The sequence below is a fragment of the Mesorhizobium sp. Cs1299R1N3 genome (genome assembly GCF_037179625.1).
In the GTDB taxonomy this organism is placed as follows: domain Bacteria; phylum Pseudomonadota; class Alphaproteobacteria; order Rhizobiales; family Rhizobiaceae; genus Mesorhizobium; species Mesorhizobium salmacidum.
In genome coordinates, this window is sequence record NZ_JAPYKQ010000007.1 from 73148 (window position 1) to 89878 (window position 16731).

The 16731-nt window shown below is 63.5% G+C and carries 17 protein-coding genes and 1 tRNA gene; 9 read left to right on the plus strand and 9 right to left on the minus strand.

What is annotated here, in order from left to right; all coding sequences use genetic code 11:
• Positions 1-36 precede the first annotated feature (36 nt).
• Positions 37-198 (plus strand): hypothetical protein, encoded by a 162-nt coding sequence (locus tag O7B34_RS17240; RefSeq protein ID WP_337147176.1) that lies wholly within the window; start codon positions 37-39, stop codon positions 196-198.
• A gap of 25 nt (positions 199-223) precedes the next feature.
• Here O7B34_RS17240 and O7B34_RS17245 read toward each other — a convergent pair whose 3' ends face one another.
• The 7 genes from O7B34_RS17245 to tkt form a co-directional block, all read right to left on the minus strand.
• A complete protein-coding gene (locus O7B34_RS17245) occupies positions 224-937 on the minus strand; it encodes an SGNH/GDSL hydrolase family protein (protein WP_027141882.1) in 714 nt (237 codons plus the stop codon).
• Positions 938-1118: 181 nt separating this feature from the next.
• Complete coding sequence (locus O7B34_RS17250) at positions 1119-1856, minus strand: DUF899 domain-containing protein (protein WP_337147178.1); 738 nt, start codon at positions 1854-1856, stop codon at positions 1119-1121.
• 178 nt (positions 1857-2034) lie between these two features.
• Positions 2035-3060, minus strand: coding sequence for a class I fructose-bisphosphate aldolase (locus O7B34_RS17255; RefSeq protein WP_337129476.1), 1026 nt, complete (start codon positions 3058-3060; stop codon positions 2035-2037).
• Between the two features lie 148 nt (positions 3061-3208).
• Entirely contained in the window at positions 3209-4405 is a 1197-nt protein-coding gene (locus O7B34_RS17260) for a phosphoglycerate kinase (protein ID WP_337147179.1), read from the minus strand.
• Between the two features lie 157 nt (positions 4406-4562).
• A complete protein-coding gene (locus O7B34_RS17265) occupies positions 4563-6443 on the minus strand; it encodes a potassium/proton antiporter (protein WP_027141886.1) in 1881 nt (626 codons plus the stop codon).
• 186 nt (positions 6444-6629) lie between these two features.
• The gene (gene gap, locus O7B34_RS17270) at positions 6630-7640 is read right to left on the minus strand and encodes a type I glyceraldehyde-3-phosphate dehydrogenase (RefSeq protein WP_337147180.1); all 1011 of its coding nucleotides are present in this window, start codon (positions 7638-7640) and stop codon (positions 6630-6632) included.
• Positions 7641-7797: 157 nt separating this feature from the next.
• Positions 7798-9789 (minus strand): transketolase, encoded by a 1992-nt coding sequence (gene tkt, locus O7B34_RS17275; RefSeq protein ID WP_337147182.1) that lies wholly within the window; start codon positions 9787-9789, stop codon positions 7798-7800.
• Between the two features lie 262 nt (positions 9790-10051).
• Between tkt and O7B34_RS17280 the strand changes: the two genes are divergently transcribed.
• The 4 genes from O7B34_RS17280 (at position 10052) to O7B34_RS17295 (ending at position 12590) form a co-directional block, all read left to right on the plus strand.
• Positions 10052-10324 (plus strand): DUF4164 domain-containing protein, encoded by a 273-nt coding sequence (locus O7B34_RS17280; RefSeq protein ID WP_015315371.1) that lies wholly within the window; start codon positions 10052-10054, stop codon positions 10322-10324.
• An 11-nt stretch (positions 10325-10335) separates the two neighbouring features.
• Positions 10336-10701: a cell division protein ZapA gene (locus O7B34_RS17285; RefSeq protein WP_027141889.1), complete on the plus strand. Its 366-nt coding sequence runs from the start codon at positions 10336-10338 to the stop codon at positions 10699-10701.
• A gap of 211 nt (positions 10702-10912) precedes the next feature.
• Positions 10913-11572 carry a peroxiredoxin gene (locus O7B34_RS17290; protein ID WP_140509714.1) on the plus strand — a complete coding sequence of 220 codons (660 nt, stop codon included), beginning with the start codon at positions 10913-10915 and terminating at the stop codon, positions 11570-11572.
• Positions 11573-11717: 145 nt separating this feature from the next.
• Entirely contained in the window at positions 11718-12590 is an 873-nt protein-coding gene (locus O7B34_RS17295) for an MBL fold metallo-hydrolase (RefSeq protein ID WP_337147183.1), read from the plus strand.
• 82 nt (positions 12591-12672) lie between these two features.
• On the opposite strand, the gene rpoH is transcribed toward O7B34_RS17295, so the two are convergent.
• On the minus strand, positions 12673-13584 hold the full coding sequence (gene rpoH / locus O7B34_RS17300; RefSeq protein ID WP_015315375.1) for an RNA polymerase sigma factor RpoH: 912 nt from the start codon (positions 13582-13584) through the stop codon (positions 12673-12675).
• 189 nt (positions 13585-13773) lie between these two features.
• A complete protein-coding gene (locus tag O7B34_RS17305; RefSeq protein ID WP_337147184.1) occupies positions 13774-14814 on the minus strand; it encodes an RluA family pseudouridine synthase in 1041 nt (346 codons plus the stop codon).
• A gap of 26 nt (positions 14815-14840) precedes the next feature.
• Here O7B34_RS17305 and O7B34_RS17310 point away from each other — a divergent pair, with 26 nt between their 5' ends.
• From O7B34_RS17310 to O7B34_RS17325, 4 genes are all read left to right on the plus strand, one after another.
• A complete protein-coding gene (locus tag O7B34_RS17310) occupies positions 14841-15224 on the plus strand; it encodes a fimbrial protein (protein ID WP_337129484.1) in 384 nt (127 codons plus the stop codon).
• 36 nt (positions 15225-15260) lie between these two features.
• Positions 15261-15668 carry a VOC family protein gene (locus tag O7B34_RS17315; protein ID WP_337147185.1) on the plus strand — a complete coding sequence of 136 codons (408 nt, stop codon included), beginning with the start codon at positions 15261-15263 and terminating at the stop codon, positions 15666-15668.
• A 90-nt stretch (positions 15669-15758) separates the two neighbouring features.
• Positions 15759-15833, plus strand: a tRNA-Glu gene (locus O7B34_RS17320).
• A gap of 526 nt (positions 15834-16359) precedes the next feature.
• Entirely contained in the window at positions 16360-16728 is a 369-nt protein-coding gene (locus O7B34_RS17325) for a hypothetical protein (protein ID WP_337147186.1), read from the plus strand.
• Positions 16729-16731: the final 3 nt, after the last annotated feature.

Sequence of the window (16731 nt, forward strand, 5' to 3'; positions counted from 1 at the left end):
CTTTGACAGGTGTCAGCGTTGCTGGTCAAAGGCTACATGACGAAACTCCTCGCCCTTGTCATTGCCGGTTTCATGGTGATTCAGATCATCAAGCCGCTCGGTTGGCCCGGGCTCAGGCGTCGCGGCGATTTCTGGAAATTGGCATTGCTCGCCATGGCGGCAATTTCGCTGGCGGCCGTGCTCGGGCATCTGACATAGGCCCTCGCGACACCTGCCGTCGGCTTCAGTCCGCAAGCACTGGGCCGACGAGATGTTCCGCCCAGGCCCGGTAACCGGCCTCCGAGGCATGAAACCCGTCGGAGGCAAAGCCGGCCTCGGGATTGGTGATCGGCAGGCGCGGCGCCGGCACCGCGCCGCGTTCCAGGCAGAGCCGTTCGCCCATCCGGTTCATCGCGGTGGCGCGGATCTCGAGGATCTTGCCGAGCAGCGACGGCATGGCCGGCGCACGCGTGAACTCCAGCACCGGCGACCATACCACGCGTGCTTCGGGCCATTTGGCGCGCAATGCATAGAGCAGGCCGCCGAACTCTCTCTTGAAACGCGGTACGGAATGAAAATTCTTGGTGTCGTTGGTGCCGATGGCAAGCACGATATGCGTCCACGCATCGGCCGACAGATTGGGCAGGACGTGGTCGCGGATCTGGCCCGACGTCGCCGAATTGAAGCCGGCGGCACGCCAGCGCACAGCGCTGCCGGTGCGCTGCGCGATCATGACGGCAAGCTGCGCGGCAAGGCCGTTTTCGGAATTGCCGATGCCAACCGACGCGGCGGAGGAATCACCCAGCACCAGCAGCGAGATCGCCGGCTCGTTGCCGGCGAGATCGTGCATGACCGGTCCTTGCGCCGGCAGCATGCGCGAGGTGCGGCGGCGCACGCCCAACCCCTGCCAGACATAGACAGGGAAGGCGAGCCAGGTGAGGATGGTCGGAAAACCCATGGCAATACCGTGCAACAATCCGTGGCAGCCTTAGCGCATGTTTTGGCCGGCGTGAACGGATACCTGCTTCATCGGCCCATGCCCTGGAGCGGCTCAGCGATTGGTAGAATCGCTGAGCCGCTCTAACGCTTTGTTTTCACGCAATTCCGCAAGGGAAAGGCTACGCGCTTTCGCGCTTGCGCTAGGGGCAGGCGTCGTCCTGCCGCGACCGGTTCCCATAGTTGTCGTGCAACCGCACCCAATCCATCGAAGTCCCATAAGGACCGGTCTCGCCACGGCCTTTCGGCGCCATGTCGAGATATTGATAAGCGCCGATGAACTGCTCGCTGCCACGGGCGCGCGACATGAAGGTCAGAAAGATGTCGCCGGCTTCCTCCCTGTAGAAGACAGTGGTGCCGGGCAGGTCCTTCGACGTCGACACGGGTGTTTCGAAATTGTAGACGGCTTCGCCGGAGGCGATCTGCCTGTCGGTGAAGGAGACCTGCATGTCGAAGTTGAAGTCCGAGGCGTAAGAGGACACCCAGTCGAACTTCCAGCCCATGCGCTGCTTGTAAGGCAGCAGCTCGGCGAGCGGCGCGCGCGCGATCACGACAAGCGACACGTCGTGATGCCTGAGATGTTGGTTGGCGCCGTCGATGTGATCGGCGACGAAGGCACAGCTCTCGCAGTGATGCGTTGAGCCTGGCGCGAACACGAAGTGGTAGACGATCAACTGGCTGCGGCCGGCGAAGAGATCGGCGAGTTTCTTCGGTCCCTGTTCCGTCTCGAAGACATAATCCTTCCGCAGCTTCAGCCAAGGTAGCTTCCGCCGCTCGGCCGCGATGCGTTCGCGAAGCCGCGTCAGTTCCTTCTCGCGGGCCAAATGGGCCTTATGAGCCTCGAACCATTCTTCGCGCGAAACGACCTTGTTGCGATGCATGAACTTCTCCCTGTCTGCACCCCAAGGACGTACGGGATGGGCGCAAGCCGACATCGCCGCTGCCAGGAATGCCCAGAGGAAATAAGAATGCGAATGCCTTGCCCCAAGGCCGGTGCGACAAAACGAAAAACCCGGGCATGTCGGCCCGGGTTTGAAGGGAAGGAACAAAAGTGGGTCTTCAGGCAGCCTGTTCCAGGCTCGCCTTCCATTTACCGAGTGCCGCCAGGTGGTTCATGTGGGCGCGGTGGGTGAAGGCGGCCTGGCCGGCGGCGACATTCGAGGCCTTGCCGCTCCAGGCCTTCTGCGGGGCGGCCTGCAGCGCGCGGCCGTAGGAGAAAGTCAGCTTCCACGGATGCGGGCCGATGGCGTTGATGGCATTGAGGTTGGCGGTCGCCTCCTCGTCCTCCTGGCCGCCGGAAAGGAAGGCGATGCCCGGCACCGCCGCCGGCACCGTCTCGCGAAACAGCTTTATGGTCTTTGCCGCGACTTCCTCGGGGCTGTCCACCGTGCCCGACTTTTTGCCAGAGAGCACCATGTTGGGCTTCAGGATCGTACCTTCGAGCACGACACGGGCGGCATAGAGCTCGTCATAGAGCTTCGTCAGCGTGGCCTTCGAGACCTCGTAGCATGTGCCGATGTCGTGGGCGCCGTCCATCAGCACTTCAGGCTCGACGATCGGCACGATGCCGGCTTCCTGGCAAAGGGCGGCATAGCGGGCGAGCGCATGGGTGTTCGCGCCGATCGAGGTGGCCGAGGGCACGCCCCTGGTCGTGTCGATGTCGATCACCGCGCGCCATTTGGCGAAGCGGGCGCCGAGCTTGTAATAGTCGGCCAGGCGCTCTCGCAACCCGTCGAGGCCCTCGGTGATGGTGTCGCCGGGAAAGCCGGCCAGCGGCTTGGCGCCGGCATCGACCTTGATGCCGGGAATGGCACCTGATGCCTTGATGATGTCGACCAGCGGCGTCCCGTCGGCGGCTTTCTGGCGGATGGTCTCGTCATAGAGGATGACGCCGGAAATGTACCTGGTCATCGCGTCCTTGGTGCGGAACATCATCTCGCGATAGTCGCGACGGCTGTCGGCGGTCGATTCGACGCCGATGACGTCGAAGCGCTTCTTGATGGTGCCGGAGCTTTCGTCGGCGGCCAGCAGGCCCTTGCCGTTGGCCACGATCGCGGCGGCAATGTCTTCGAGACGTTCGCTCATCATGCTTCTCCTGAACCGGTTGATCTGCGCCTAGCAGAACACTACCGCCAAAGGAATGACGCCGGAAAGCTCGAATCGATTGAAAGTCGCCGGCTCCGGCTCCGGCTCTCCTCGAGTTGATCGGATTGTTGGCGAGCCGCCGAACGCCTCAGCGCTTGAGCACGTCGACGCCGGGCAACGGCTTGCCTTCCATCCACTCCAGGAAGGCGCCGCCGGCGGTCGAGACATAAGTGAAGTCGTCGGCGACACCGGCATGGTTGAGCGCCGCCACCGTATCGCCGCCGCCGGCGACCGAAACCAGCTTGCCGGCCTTTGTGCGCGCGGCCGCATGCCTGGCCGCCGCCACCGTGGCGTGATCGAACGGCTCGATCTCGAAGGCGCCGAGCGGACCGTTCCAGACCAGCGTCGCCGCGCGATCGATCCACTCGCCGATGGTCGTGACGGTCTTGGCGCCGACATCGAGGATCATGCCGTCGGCTGGCACGTCGGAGATGGCGACGGTTTCGCAGGCGGCACCCGCCTTGAATTCCTTGGCGACGACGCCGTCGACCGGCAGGATGATGGCGCAGCCGGCTTCGGCGGCCTCGATCATGATCTGCTTGGCGGTCGGGGCCAGGTCATGCTCGCACAGCGACTTGCCGACATCGGTGCCGCGCGCGGCGAGGAAGGTGTTGGCCATGCCGCCGCCGATGACCAGCGCGTCGACTTTCTTCACCAGGTTCATCAACAGGTCGATCTTGGTCGAGACCTTGGCGCCGCCGACGATGGCGACAACCGGACGCACCGGGTTGCCCAGTCCTTTCTCCAGCGCCTCAAGCTCGGCCTGCATGGTGCGGCCGGCGAAGGAGGGCAACAGGTGTGCCAGCCCTTCAGTCGAGGCATGAGCGCGGTGGGCGGCGGAAAAGGCATCGTTGACGAAGATGTCGCCATTGGCGGCGAGCCGTTCGGCAAAGGCGGGATCGTTCTTCTCCTCGGCCTTGTAGAAGCGGGTGTTTTCGAGCAGCAGCACGTCGCCCTTGTCCATGGCGGCGACAGCGCTTCCCGCCGTGTCGCCGACGCAATCGCTGGCGAAGCCAACGGGGCGGCCGAGCACCTGCGCGGTCGCCCTGGCGATCGGCTCCAGCGAGAATTCGGGCGAAGGACCATCCTTGGGCCGGCCGAAATGGGCGAGCAGGATGACCTTGGCGCCCTTGCCGGACAATTCGGCGATGGTCGGCGCGATGCGCTCGATGCGGGTGGCGTCGGTGACCTTGCCGTCGGCGACGGGAACGTTGAGGTCGACGCGCACCAGCACGCGCTTGCCACTGATGTTGCCGATATCGTCCAGTGTCTTGAAGGCAGCCATGCCGGTCCCTTTCGTCTGAAAATCGCCGGGACCATACCCCGCATCGGCGGCGATGCAAGGCTTTGGCCGGGGTCGGATGCGAAATTTTGAGACGGGCGCGGACATAGTCGGTGAAGACCGCCCGCCGTATGTCGGGCGGTGCGAACGGTCTGCCGTGTCAGCTTTCGGCCGATGCCTTCTCGACCGGCGGCTCGGGGGCGTCATCCGCCCGCGCCGCCACCTGCGCCTCAGCCGGCTTGCGCCAGTCGCGGATAAAGGCGATGAGACGGTCGCCGATCTCACCGGCGCTGAGGAAGACAGGCACGCGCGCCACCGGCGCGGTCGGCTCGAAAGACAGGCCGAGACCGGTGATCTTGCCCTTGTCGTCGACGTCGCGCACGATCAGTTCGATCGGGCCGAGCAGCACGCGGTCGGCATATTCGGCATGGCCGCCGAGCCGCGCCGTGACCAACGCACCGACGGTTTGCTTCTGCTCGGCCTCGGTGAGACCGGGCGCATAGGCGGCTTCCAGTTCGGCTGCGGAACGCGCCGGATCGACGGCGAAGGCACCGAAGAAATCGGCATCCTCCGGATCGACCACGGCGCGGCTGGCGAACAGCTTGTCGAGCAGGCGCGGATAACGGTCGGGCACGAAGATGTAGACCTGATCGCCGGCGGCGAGCCGGCCCATGTCCTGGAAACGCATCGAGCGACCGTCACGCAGCACCAGCGAGGGCCGCGCCCAGCGCGGGATGCGCTCGCCGCGCGCCACCGGACTGCCCGGCGCCACGCGATAGGCAAGGAGCTCGTGATGCGCGGAGCCGGGCAGTTCCAGCTCGACCTTGTCCAACGGTCCGAGCCGCGCCGGCACGATCAGGCCCAGGCGACGCGCCAGTGGGCCGACGGTCCAGCCCTGGATGACCAGCGACACCAGAACGATGATGAAGGCGGCGTTGAAGATGGTGCGGCCGTTCTCCAGCCCGCCGAGCAGCGGTGTAATGGCGAGCAGGATAGATACGGCGCCGCGCAGGCCGACCCAGGAGACGAAGGCGACTTCGGGACGCGGCAGGCGGAACGGGATCAGGCAGAGCCAGACCGCGACAGGGCGGGCGACGAACATCAGGAACAGGCCAAGCAGCACCGCAGGCACCATGATGGCCGGAAATTGCGAGGGCGTGGCGAAGAGGCCGAGGATCAGGAACATGATGATCTGCGCCAGCCACGACATGCCGTCCTGGAAGCGCTTCAGGATGGTGACGGCGCGGATGTCGGAGTTGCCGGCAATCAGGCCTGCGATATACACCGCCAGGAAGCCCGATCCGCCGATCGCGCCGGCGGCTGCGAAGACCATCAGCGACAGGGTCAGAACGAAGATCGGCAACAGGCCATGGTCGAGGTTGAGCCGATCGACCAGGCGAACGATGGCGAGGCCGCCAAGCACCCCGACGATGGCGCCGAGGCCCATGTTGACGAGGAAGCCGAGCATCAGGTTGGTGACCAGGACATTGGCTTCGGGATTGGCGTGTGCGGCTATGATCTCGACCAGTGTGATGGTCAGGAAGATGGCGATCGGATCATTGGTGCCGGATTCCACCTCGAGCGTGGAGCGCACGCGCTCGCGCAGGTTGATCTCGCCGGCGCGCAGCAGGAAGAACACCGCCGCCGCATCGGTCGAGGCGACGGCGGCGCCGAGCAGGAAGGATTCCAGCCAGCTGAGGTCGAGCAGATAATAGGCGGCGGCGCCGAACAGGCCGGTGGTGAGAAGCACGCCGAAGGTCGCCAGCGACAAGGCCGGTCCCGCCGCCTGCCGCAAAGCGTTGAGCGGCGTGCCGAAACCGGAATCGAACAGGATGACAGCGAGCGCCAGTGAGCCGGCAAAATAGGCGACGCGGGCGTTGTCGAACTGGATGCCGAGGCCGTCGGTTCCGGTGGCGAGCCCGATGCACAGAAACAGGAGCAGGAGCGGGGCGCCGAAGCGGAAGGCGATCAGGCTCGAAAACGCGGCGGCGACAACAAGCGCCGTGCCGACCAGCGTGACGAGATAGATCGCATGCTCCATCCGTGATTTGCCCCTCGAATTCCTCTGCTTGCTGGCTTTACGGCAGAGTGGGGCGAAGGCGTGACCAGTACAAGGCGGGAGGGTGGTTTTTTGCCCCGCGCCGCTGATTTTCGCGTTGCTGCTCCGGCAAACGAAAACGCCCGGACGAAGCCGGGCGTTTCGAGTGTCGAGAAGACGGATCTTCGATCAGGCGATGGTCTTGCCGAAAGCGACGGCGGTATCGCCCATGCGGTTGGAAAAGCCCCATTCATTGTCGTACCACGACAGCACCGAAACGAAGTTGCCGTCCATCACCTTTGTCTGGTCGAGCGCCATGATCGAGGAGCGCGGATCGTGGTTGAAGTCGATCGACACGTTCGGGTGATGGGTGACGCCGAGGATGCCCTTCAGCCTGCCGTTGGAGGCGGCGATCACCGCCTCGTTGATTTCCTGCACCGTGGTCGACCGCTTGGCGATGAACTTGAAGTCGACGACCGACACATTCGGCGTCGGCACGCGGATCGAGATGCCGTCGAGCTTGCCCTTGAGGTCGGGCAGGACGAGGCCGATGGCCTTGGCGGCACCGGTCGAGGTCGGGATCTGCGACAGGGCGGCGGCGCGGGCGCGGTAGAGATCCTTGTGCATGGTGTCCAGCGTCGGCTGGTCGCCAGTGTAGGAATGGATCGTCGTCATCATGCCCTTTTCGATGCCGACCGTCTCGTGCAGGACGGCCGCGAGCGGCGCCAGGCAGTTGGTGGTGCAGGACGCATTCGAGATGACGATGTGGTCCTTGGTCAGCTTGTCGTGGTTGATGCCGTAGACGACGGTCAAGTCAGCGCCGTCGGCAGGTGCCGAGACCAGCACGCGCTTGGCGCCGGCGGTCAGGTGCGCGGCGGCCTTGTCGCGGGCGGTGAAGATGCCGGTGCATTCGAGCGCGATGTCGACGCCGAGTTCCTTCCACGGCAACTGCGTCGGATCCTTGATCGCCGTGACCTTGAACTTCTCCTTGCCAACGGTGATCTGGTCGCCGTCGACCGACACTTCATGCGGGAAACGGCCGTGCACGCTGTCAAAGCGCAGCAGGTGGGCGTTGGTCTCGACCGGGCCGAGATCGTTGACGGCGACGACATCGATGTCCCTGCGGCCGGACTCATGGATGGCGCGCAGGATGTTGCGGCCGATGCGGCCAAACCCGTTGATGGCAACTCTGACGGTCATTGTTCTCTCCCTGGGAGCTGGAAGGCAGACGATTGGTCCGCAGCTTCATAGCGGCGGACGGGCGAAGAATCCAGCCGCAGCGGGCCGGATTTAAATCGATTAGGTTAGGCCAGTTCGGCAAAACCGCTTTTCAGGCGATCTCGCCGGACCCCCAAAGTCATTTACCGTGCAAGCGAGCTTCCGCTGCCTTGGCTGCCGCCTCGGCGGTGATACCGAAATGCGGATAGAGCTGCTCGATGGTGCCCGAGGCGCCAAAGCCGGTCATGCCGATGAAGATGCCATCGGAGCCGATAAGATGATCCCAGCCCTGGCGGATGCCGGCCTCGATCGCCATCTTGATCGGCGCGTCGCCGATCGTCTTCTTGCGATAGGCGTCGCTCTGCTTATCGAACAGTTCGAAGCAAGGCACCGAGACGACACGGGTCGGGTGGCCATGCTTTTCCAGAAGGTCGCGGGCGCCGAGCGCGATCTCGACCTCGGAACCGGTGGCGAAGATCGTCACCGCGGCTTCACCGCTGGCGGCGGCGAGTTCATAGGCGCCCAGGCTGCTCAGGTTGTTTTCGGTGAACTCGGTGCGCACGGTCGGCAGGTTCTGACGGGTCAGCGCCAGTGTCGACGGCGTCTTTTCGGTTTCGAGCGCGATCTGCCAGCACTCGGCGGTTTCCACGGCATCGGCCGGACGGAACACATTGTGGTTGGGAATGGCGCGCAGGGCCGCCATGTGCTCGACCGGCTGGTGGGTCGGGCCGTCTTCGCCCAGACCAATGGAATCATGGGTCATGACGAAGATCGAGCGGATGCCCATCAGCGAGGCAAGCCGCATCGACGGACGGGCATAGTCGGAGAAACACAGAAAGGTGCCGCCATAGGCGATGAGACCGCCATGCAGCGTCAACCCATTGATGGCCGCTGCCATGCCATGCTCGCGAACGCCGTAGTGAACGTAGCGCTGGCCGTAATCATCCGGCGTGATGTTCTTGGTCTGGCTGGTCTTGGTGTTGTTGGAGCCGGTCAGGTCGGCCGAGCCGCCGATGGTCTCGGGCACCGCGCCGTTGATGACTTCCAGCGCCATCTCGGATGATTTGCGGGTGGCGACCTTCGGCTTGTCGGCCGTAAGCTTCTTCTTGTAGTCGGCGATCACGGCGTCGAAATTCGCCGGCAGCTTGCCCGCAGTGCGGCGCTCGAACTCGGCCTTCAGCTTCGGATCGGCCTTGGCGAGGCGGCCTTCCCAGTCGGTGCGCGCCTTGACGCCGGTCTTACCGGCGGTGCGCCAGGCGTCGAGGATGTCGGCTGGAATCTCGAAGGGCGGCGAGTCCCAGTTGAAGAACTTGCGCGCGCCGGCGATCTCGTCGGCGCCCAGCGGCGAGCCATGCGCCTTGTTGGTGCCGGCCTTGGTCGGAGCGCCGAAGCCGATGGTCGTCTTGCAGGCGATCATCGTCGGCTTGTCGGAGTGACGGGCGGCCTCGATGGCGTAGGCGATCGCTTCCGGATCGGTGCCGTCGATATGGCTGGCGTTCCAGCCGGATGCCTGGAAGCGGGCAACCTGGTCGGTGTTGTCGGCGAGCGAGACCGGGCCGTCGATCGAGATGTTGTTGTTGTCCCAGAAGACGATCAGCTTGTTGAGCTTGAGGTGGCCGGCAAGCGCGATGGCTTCCTGGGAAACACCTTCCATCAGGCAGCCGTCGCCGGCCAGCACATAGGTGTAGTGGTTGACGAGGTCGTTGCCGAAGGCGGCGTTCATGATGCGCTCACCAAGCGCGAAGCCGACCGAATTGGCAAGGCCCTGGCCGAGCGGACCGGTCGTGGTCTCGATGCCGGTGGCATGGCCGTATTCGGGATGGCCCGCTGTCTTCGAGCCCAGCTGGCGGAAGTGCTTGATCTGGTCGATGGTCATGTCTTCGTAACCGGTCAGATGCAGCAACGAGTAGAGCAGCATCGAGCCATGGCCCGCCGACAGGATGAAGCGGTCGCGGTCGGCCCAGTGCGGGGCCTTGGGATCGTATTTCAGGAAGCGGGTGAACAGTACCGTGGCGATGTCGGCGCAGCCCATGGGTAGGCCAGGATGGCCGGAATTCGCCTTCTCGACGGCGTCCATGGAGAGAAAACGGATCGCATTGGCCATCCGGTCATGTTGTTCACGCGACGTCATGGTACCTCCAGGGTGGGGGTTTGGGGGCTTGGGAGAGCCCTTGAAAAGGGTGCGCGACACATAGCAGGCGCGGGCTTTTAGTCAACAAATCGGGTGCACATTTGCCGGTCTTGTGATGCCGCAGGCGGGACTACTTTAGCGTTAGCGGGGGACAGTCGCGAGAGCTTTGTTGACGTGGCCTTCACCCGGTGCCTAATGTTTCTGACATAACGCGTTCTGAACGCGAACGATTCGGTGATGGGCAGGGCACAGGACGAAGGCCATGACCGGGGAAACCACGCTCAAGGAAGTAATCGCCAGGCTGAGCAAGGCCATCGAGGGGCTGGAAAACGCCGTCGCGGCCAAGCTTGAGCACGAACGCGACTATTCGGAAGCCGAGGCAGAAGTGCAGCGGATGAATGCCGATCGCTCGCGGCTGGCGCAGGAGCTCGACAATTCCGAAGCGCGCGCCGAACGGCTGGAAGACGCCAACAAGGAAGTCTCGCGACGGCTGGTGACCGCGATGGAAACCATCCGCGCCGTGTTGGACAGATAGGAGCTGGCCCGATGGCACAGGTCACGGTTTCAATCGACGGCAAGCAGTACCGCATGGCCTGCGACGAGGGCCAGGAAGAGCATCTGATCGACCTCGCCGAACGCTTCGACCGTTATGTCTCGCATCTGAAGGATTCTTTTGGCGAGATCGGCGACCAGCGGCTGACCGTCATGGCCGGCATCATGGTGATGGACGAGCTTTCCGAACTGCAGAAGCGCGTCAAGGGCATGGAGAGCGAAGTGCTGACCTTGCGCAAGACGCGCGACGAGGCACTGACCAAGGCCGACAAGAGCGACAGTGTGCTGACCAACGCGCTCGGCGCCTTGGCGCAGCGCATGGAAGACCTGGCGACGTCGCTGGCGATCACCAAGGCCTGAGGCGGGCCTCGCCGATCCCTAGCGTTTGTCTCATGCCCAATGTCACGCTTTATTTTCGCCCCGATCCGAAGGCGCGGAAAAATTTTTGCCCGTCGGGTGAATAGCCGTCATCTCCACCGTTTAATCAGTCACGTAGCGGTGCTAGGAATAGGTGCCGGCGCCGGCCGGCGATAGAATGCAGGCTAGATTTCACCAGGGGTAGGGATAGGTCATGAGTCTTCGTATCAACGACATCGCGCCGGACTTCACCGCCGAGACCACGCAAGGGACCATCAAGTTCCATGACTGGATCGGCGACGGTTGGGCGATCCTGTTCAGCCATCCGAAGAATTTCACGCCGGTCTGCACGACCGAGCTTGGCACGATGGCGGGGCTTGAAGGCGAGTTCAAGAAGCGCAACGTCAAGATCATCGGCATTTCGGTCGACCCGGTCGAAAGCCATGGCAAATGGCAGGACGACATCAAGACGGCGACCGGCCATTCGGTGCATTATCCGCTGATCGGCGACAAGGACCTCAAGGTCGCCAAGCTCTACGACATGCTGCCAGGCGGCGCCGGCGAAACCTCGGAAGGCCGCACGCCAGCCGACAACGCCACCGTGCGCTCGGTCTACGTCATCGGACCGGACAAGAAGATCAAGCTGGTGCTGACCTATCCGATGACGACAGGGCGCAACTTCGACGAGATCCTGCGCGCGGTCGATTCCATGCAGCTCACCGCCAAGCACCAGGTGGCGACGCCTGCGAACTGGAAGCAGGGCGAGGACGTCATCATCACGGCCGCCGTTTCCAACGAGGATGCGATCAAGCGCTTCGGCGCCTACGAGACCATCCTGCCCTATCTCAGGAAGACCAAACAACCTTCCGCCTGAAGCCGGCGCGTCGGAACAGTTTTTGGTTTTTCCGCTCCTGCGAGCCAAGTCATGCTTGACTGGCTCGACGGGGCGGACAACCATGCTCGCAGCGGGTTCCGGCGGAGAAAATCGTTCCTGCCGGCTGTGAGCGATGGAGCCGGACGTGGATGTAGCTTTGGCCAGGCCTTTGGTCAGCGGCTTCTATGACAAGCCGACCGGAGCCATCCAGTATGTCGTCGCGGACCCGACGACGAAGCGTTGCGCCATCATTGATCCGATCCTGGATTTTGACGAAAAATCCGGCGCAACGGGTACGAGGAGCGCGGATGCGCTGCTCGCTTTCATCGGGGAAAATGGGTTGGAGCTCGAGTGGATCCTCGACACCCATCCCCACGCCGACCATTTCTCGGCGGCGCACTATCTGAAACAGAAGACCGGAGCGCCGATGGCGATCGGCGACAGGATCGTCGACGTCCAGGCACTATGGAAGGTCATCTACAACTGGCCCGATTTTCCCGCCGACGGTTCGCAGTGGGACAGGCTGTTTGCCGAAGGCGAGACGTTCCGGATCGGAACCCTTCCAGTCAAGGTGCTGTTCTCACCAGGACATACGCTGGCCTCGATCACCTATGTGCTCGGTGACGCCGCCTTCGTGCACGACACGCTGTTCATGCCCGACAGCGGCACGGCAAGGACGGATTTTCCCGGCGGGAGCGCCGCGCGGCTCTGGCGCTCGATCCAGGGCATCCTGGCCTTGCCGGAGGAAACCCGGCTGTTCGTCGGCCATGATTACCAGGCCGGCGGGCGCGAGCCGATGTGGGAGAGCACGGTCGGGGCGCAGAAGGCGACCAACATCCATCTTGTCGCCGCGCGCGGCGAGGCCGAGTTCGTCGCCCTGCGCGAGGCGCGCGACCGGACATTGCCGATGCCGCGGCTGATCCTGCATGCGCTGCAGGTCAACATGAATGGCGGACGGCTGCCGGAGCCGGAAGCCAATGGCCGGCGGTACCTCAAGTTTCCGCTTGATGGGCTTTGAGGGTACGCTCCGGCTTCTCGTATACAAAAAGGGCGGCGCCAGTTTCCTGACGCCGCCCTCTATTTCGTAATCGGTCCCGGCTTTAAGCCGCCGGCTGTGCCTCGATGGTGCGCAGCGCCTGCATCTGGCGCTTGGCGGCGGCCTTGACGGCATCCTGCACCTTCTCGAAAGCGCGCACCTCGATCTGGCGCACGCGCTCGCGGCTGATGTCGAACTCGGCCGAAAGCTCTTCCAGGGTGAGCGGCTCCTCGGCGAGGCGACGCGCCTCGAAGATGCGCCGCTCGCGATCGTTAAGCACGGCCAGAGCGCCCGACAGCATGCCGCGCCGGTTTTCCAGTTCGTCCTGCTCGATCAGCATCTCTTCCTGGCTTTCGTGGTCGTCGACCAGCCAGTCCTGCCATTCGCCGGACTCGCCTTCCGTCGCCCGGATCGGCGCGTTGAGCGACGCGTCGCCGGACAGGCGGCGGTTCATCGACACCACTTCGGCCTCGGAAACGTTCAGCCGCGTGGCGATTTCGGCGATCTGGTCGGGCTTGAGATCGCCGTCGTCCAGCGCCTGAATCTTGCCCTTCACCTTGCGGAGATTGAAGAACAGGCGCTTCTGGTTGGCGGTCGTGCCCATCTTGACCAGGCTCCACGAGCGCAGGATGTATTCCTGGATCGAGGCCTTGATCCACCACATGGCGTAGGTCGCGAGGCGGAAACCGCGCTCGGGTTCGAATTTCTTGACGGCCTGCATCAGGCCGACATTGCCTTCCGAGATCACCTCGCCGATCGGCAAGCCGTAGCCGCGATAGCCCATGGCGATCTTGGCGACGAGCCTCAAATGGCTGGTGACGAGCTTATGCGCGGCCGTGGTGTCTTCATGCTCGGCATAACGCTTGGCGAGCATGTACTCTTCCTGCGGCTGAAGCATGGGAAAGCGGCGGATTTCTTCCAGATAGCGGCTGAGGCCGCCTTCGCCGGAAACGATACTGGGTAATGACTGGGCCATGATAGCGCCCCTCTCTATTGGAGTAATGCCCCCGAAACGCGGCGGGCATGTGACGCGAGCACCAAAAGGCTCGCCCGCGACATCAGATCTTATACAGGAACAAAACCAGAAAAGACAGGCATTTGTTCAACACGAAACAGTGTGTCACGCTGAAGTGAACAATGACAGTCAGGTTTTTTGATGGCTGGTTCAGAGTTTGCGGAAGCCGTCGACGAGTTCCTCCATATCCTCCGGTATCGGCGCCTCGAACCTCATCGTTAGATGGGTAGTGGGGTGCCGAAATGCAAGGAGCCAGGCATGCAAAGCTTGCCGGGAAAATGCCTTGACCTGAGTTTTCAGGGGCTCCGGCAGCCGATTGGCCTTGGTGCGGAATGCCAAGCCGTAATCGGGATCGCCGATAACGGGATGGCCGATATGGGCCATGTGGACGCGGATCTGGTGGGTGCGGCCGGTTTCCAGCCGGCATTCCACGAGGCTCGCGGTGGCGAATTCCCGCTGGCCCTCGCCGAAGCGCTCTTGCACGGCAAAGCGGGTAACGGCGTGGCGCGCGTCGTCGCGGCCTTCCGGCACGACGGCGCGGCGCACCCGGTCGGCGGCGCGGCCAAGCGGCGCATCGATCGTGCCGGTCGGCCTTTGCGGTGTGCCCCAGACCAAAGCCAGGTAGGCGCGTTCGAGGTCGCCGGTCAGGCCGTGGTCGGCGAAGGCTTCCGATAGCGACTTATGGGCGCGGTCGGTCTTGGCGACCACCATGACGCCGCTGGTCTCCTTGTCGAGGCGGTGGACGATGCCCGGGCGGCGTACCCCGCCAATGCCCGACAGGCTGTCGCCGCAGTGGTGGATGAGCGCATTGACCAGCGTGCCGGTCCAGTTGCCGGCGCCGGGGTGCACGACAAGCCCTGCCGGCTTGTTGATGACGATCAACTCGTTGTCTTCGTAGAGCACGTCGAGCGCGATGTTCTCGCCCTGCGGCAGCGCCGGTTCCGGTTCCGGCATGGCGACCGACACATTTTCTCCAGCGCTCATCTTGCGCTTGGTTTCGTTGACCGGCTTGCCGTCGATGACGACGCCGCCTTGCCTGATCAGCATCTGCACGCGACTGCGTGACATGTCGGGACCAAGCGCTGCCGCCAGCCACTGGTCGAGGCGTTGGCCGGCCGCATCCGCGCCGGCGACCAGCAAGGTGGGCGCGGCCTCTATCAATTCAGGGGCCTCTTCGCTATGAGCGCTCATCGAAAAACCATTCCGGAATATTTGCCATGGCCCGGCCCGATGCCGATGAAGAGCAGGAAAAGCCGCTTGACCCCGCGGTCGACAAGCTGCGCGGCAGGCTCATCCGCTTCATGGCCATCAATCTCGGCCTGCTCCTTCTGGCTCTTATGGTGGTGATCGCGGCGATTGTCTACAAATCACGCAAGGCAACGCCGGTGAGCCCGCCGCTGGCCGGCGACGTCCAGGTGCCCGCCGGCGAACCGCTCAGCGGGGACATCGTGCTGCCGGTAGGCTCCCGGGTGGTCGGTCAGTCACTGTCGGGCAGCCGCCTTTCTATCGACGCCGAGCTTGCCGACGGCAGCCGTGCGATCTTCGTCTATGATATCTCCGAGCGCCGCCTGATCGGCCGTTTTGCAATCCGCAACAAATAGGCAGGCGGCAATGCAGCAAACAAGTTTGCGGCGGACATGACCGGGTTTGCCGAACATCGCCGTGTCGCGACCGTGACGCTGGTCGTCGCCGATTATGACGAGGCGATCGCCTGGTATGTCGAGCGGCTGGGTTTTACCCTGACCGAGGATGTCGATCTCGGCGGCGGCAAGCGCTGGGTGACCGTCGCGCCGGCCAACGGACAGGGTGCCAGGCTGCTGCTTGCCGAGGCGTCCGACGAGGCGCAGAGGAAAAGCATCGGCAACCAGACCGGCGGCCGGGTCTTCCTGTTTCTCGAAACCGACGATTTTGCCCGCGATCACGCCGCCATGCTGAACAAGGGCGTCGAATTCCGCGAGGCGCCGCGCTTCGAGCCCTACGGCACCGTGGCCGTTTTCGCCGATCTCCACGGCAATCTCTGGGACCTGATCGAGCCGAAACGCTAGCTTGTGGGCGGTTTTTCGTTCGATGCTGCAAAGCCGCCGAACCCCAGTTGCTTTTTCCCAGCCGCCAGCCTATATCGCCCCTTCTTGAACGCGCCCATCGTCTAGCGGTCAGGACACCGCCCTCTCACGGCGGGAACAGGGGTTCGATTCCCCTTGGGCGTACCAAGCAACGGCCCGGTCGTTGCCCTCCAGACAATCTAACAAGTTCGGACCAGTACCTGCATGGGCTCGGCATGCCTCGAAAGAGTGCACGATGCCCCGTGAAAAACCGGCTGTTCCCATGCCCGAATCCACCTGCCGCAAGCCGAGTTCAGGGCGGTCGCCTGGACCATCCTACCGCAAGATGATGGCCTTCACGGTTATCGAATCCTGACTTGGTGCGTGGGACGGCAGGCACGTTAAGGTTTGGTTTACCAATAGCCTGTCTACTGGAGACAATTCGCTTTCGGCCCGCGACCACGGATGTACTGGCGCAACTGTCGAGGCGGAAAGGAAAGGTCGGCTCAGTGCCGGCCTTTTTGTTTTCGGCATTGGCTCGCATCGGTCTCGGTCAGTCGCCCGGGCGGCTTCGCAGTCGGCTCTCTCCGAACAACTTTTTGGCGAGGGATATTGCCATTGCCCGTATCGGCCCTACCATCGATTCCGGCAGTCCGACGCGGATTGCCGGCTGGTCGTGACGATGAGGCGTGCGATGAAAGGCGTTGCAAAGCTGGTGATTGCGGGCGTGATGTCGACGGGTGTCGTATGCGCATCGGTTGCCGCAACGCTCAACACCATGGACGATGTCGGGGCCGCGATCCAGTCGTGCTGGACGCCGCCCGCCGACGCCGGGAATTCGACTGTAACCCTGAGCTTCAGTTTCAAGCGCGACGGTACTCTGATCGGCGCGCCGCGACCAACCGCCGTCAAGGTGGCCGGCGACGACAAGGCGCGTCAGTCATTCATCGATGCGGCAATAACGGCGGTGAAGAATTGCACGCCGCTGAGTTTATCGCCGGAGCTGTCACGAGGAATTGCCGGCAACGTGTTCACGCTGCAATTCGTTTCGCCCAAGCAGTAGCGG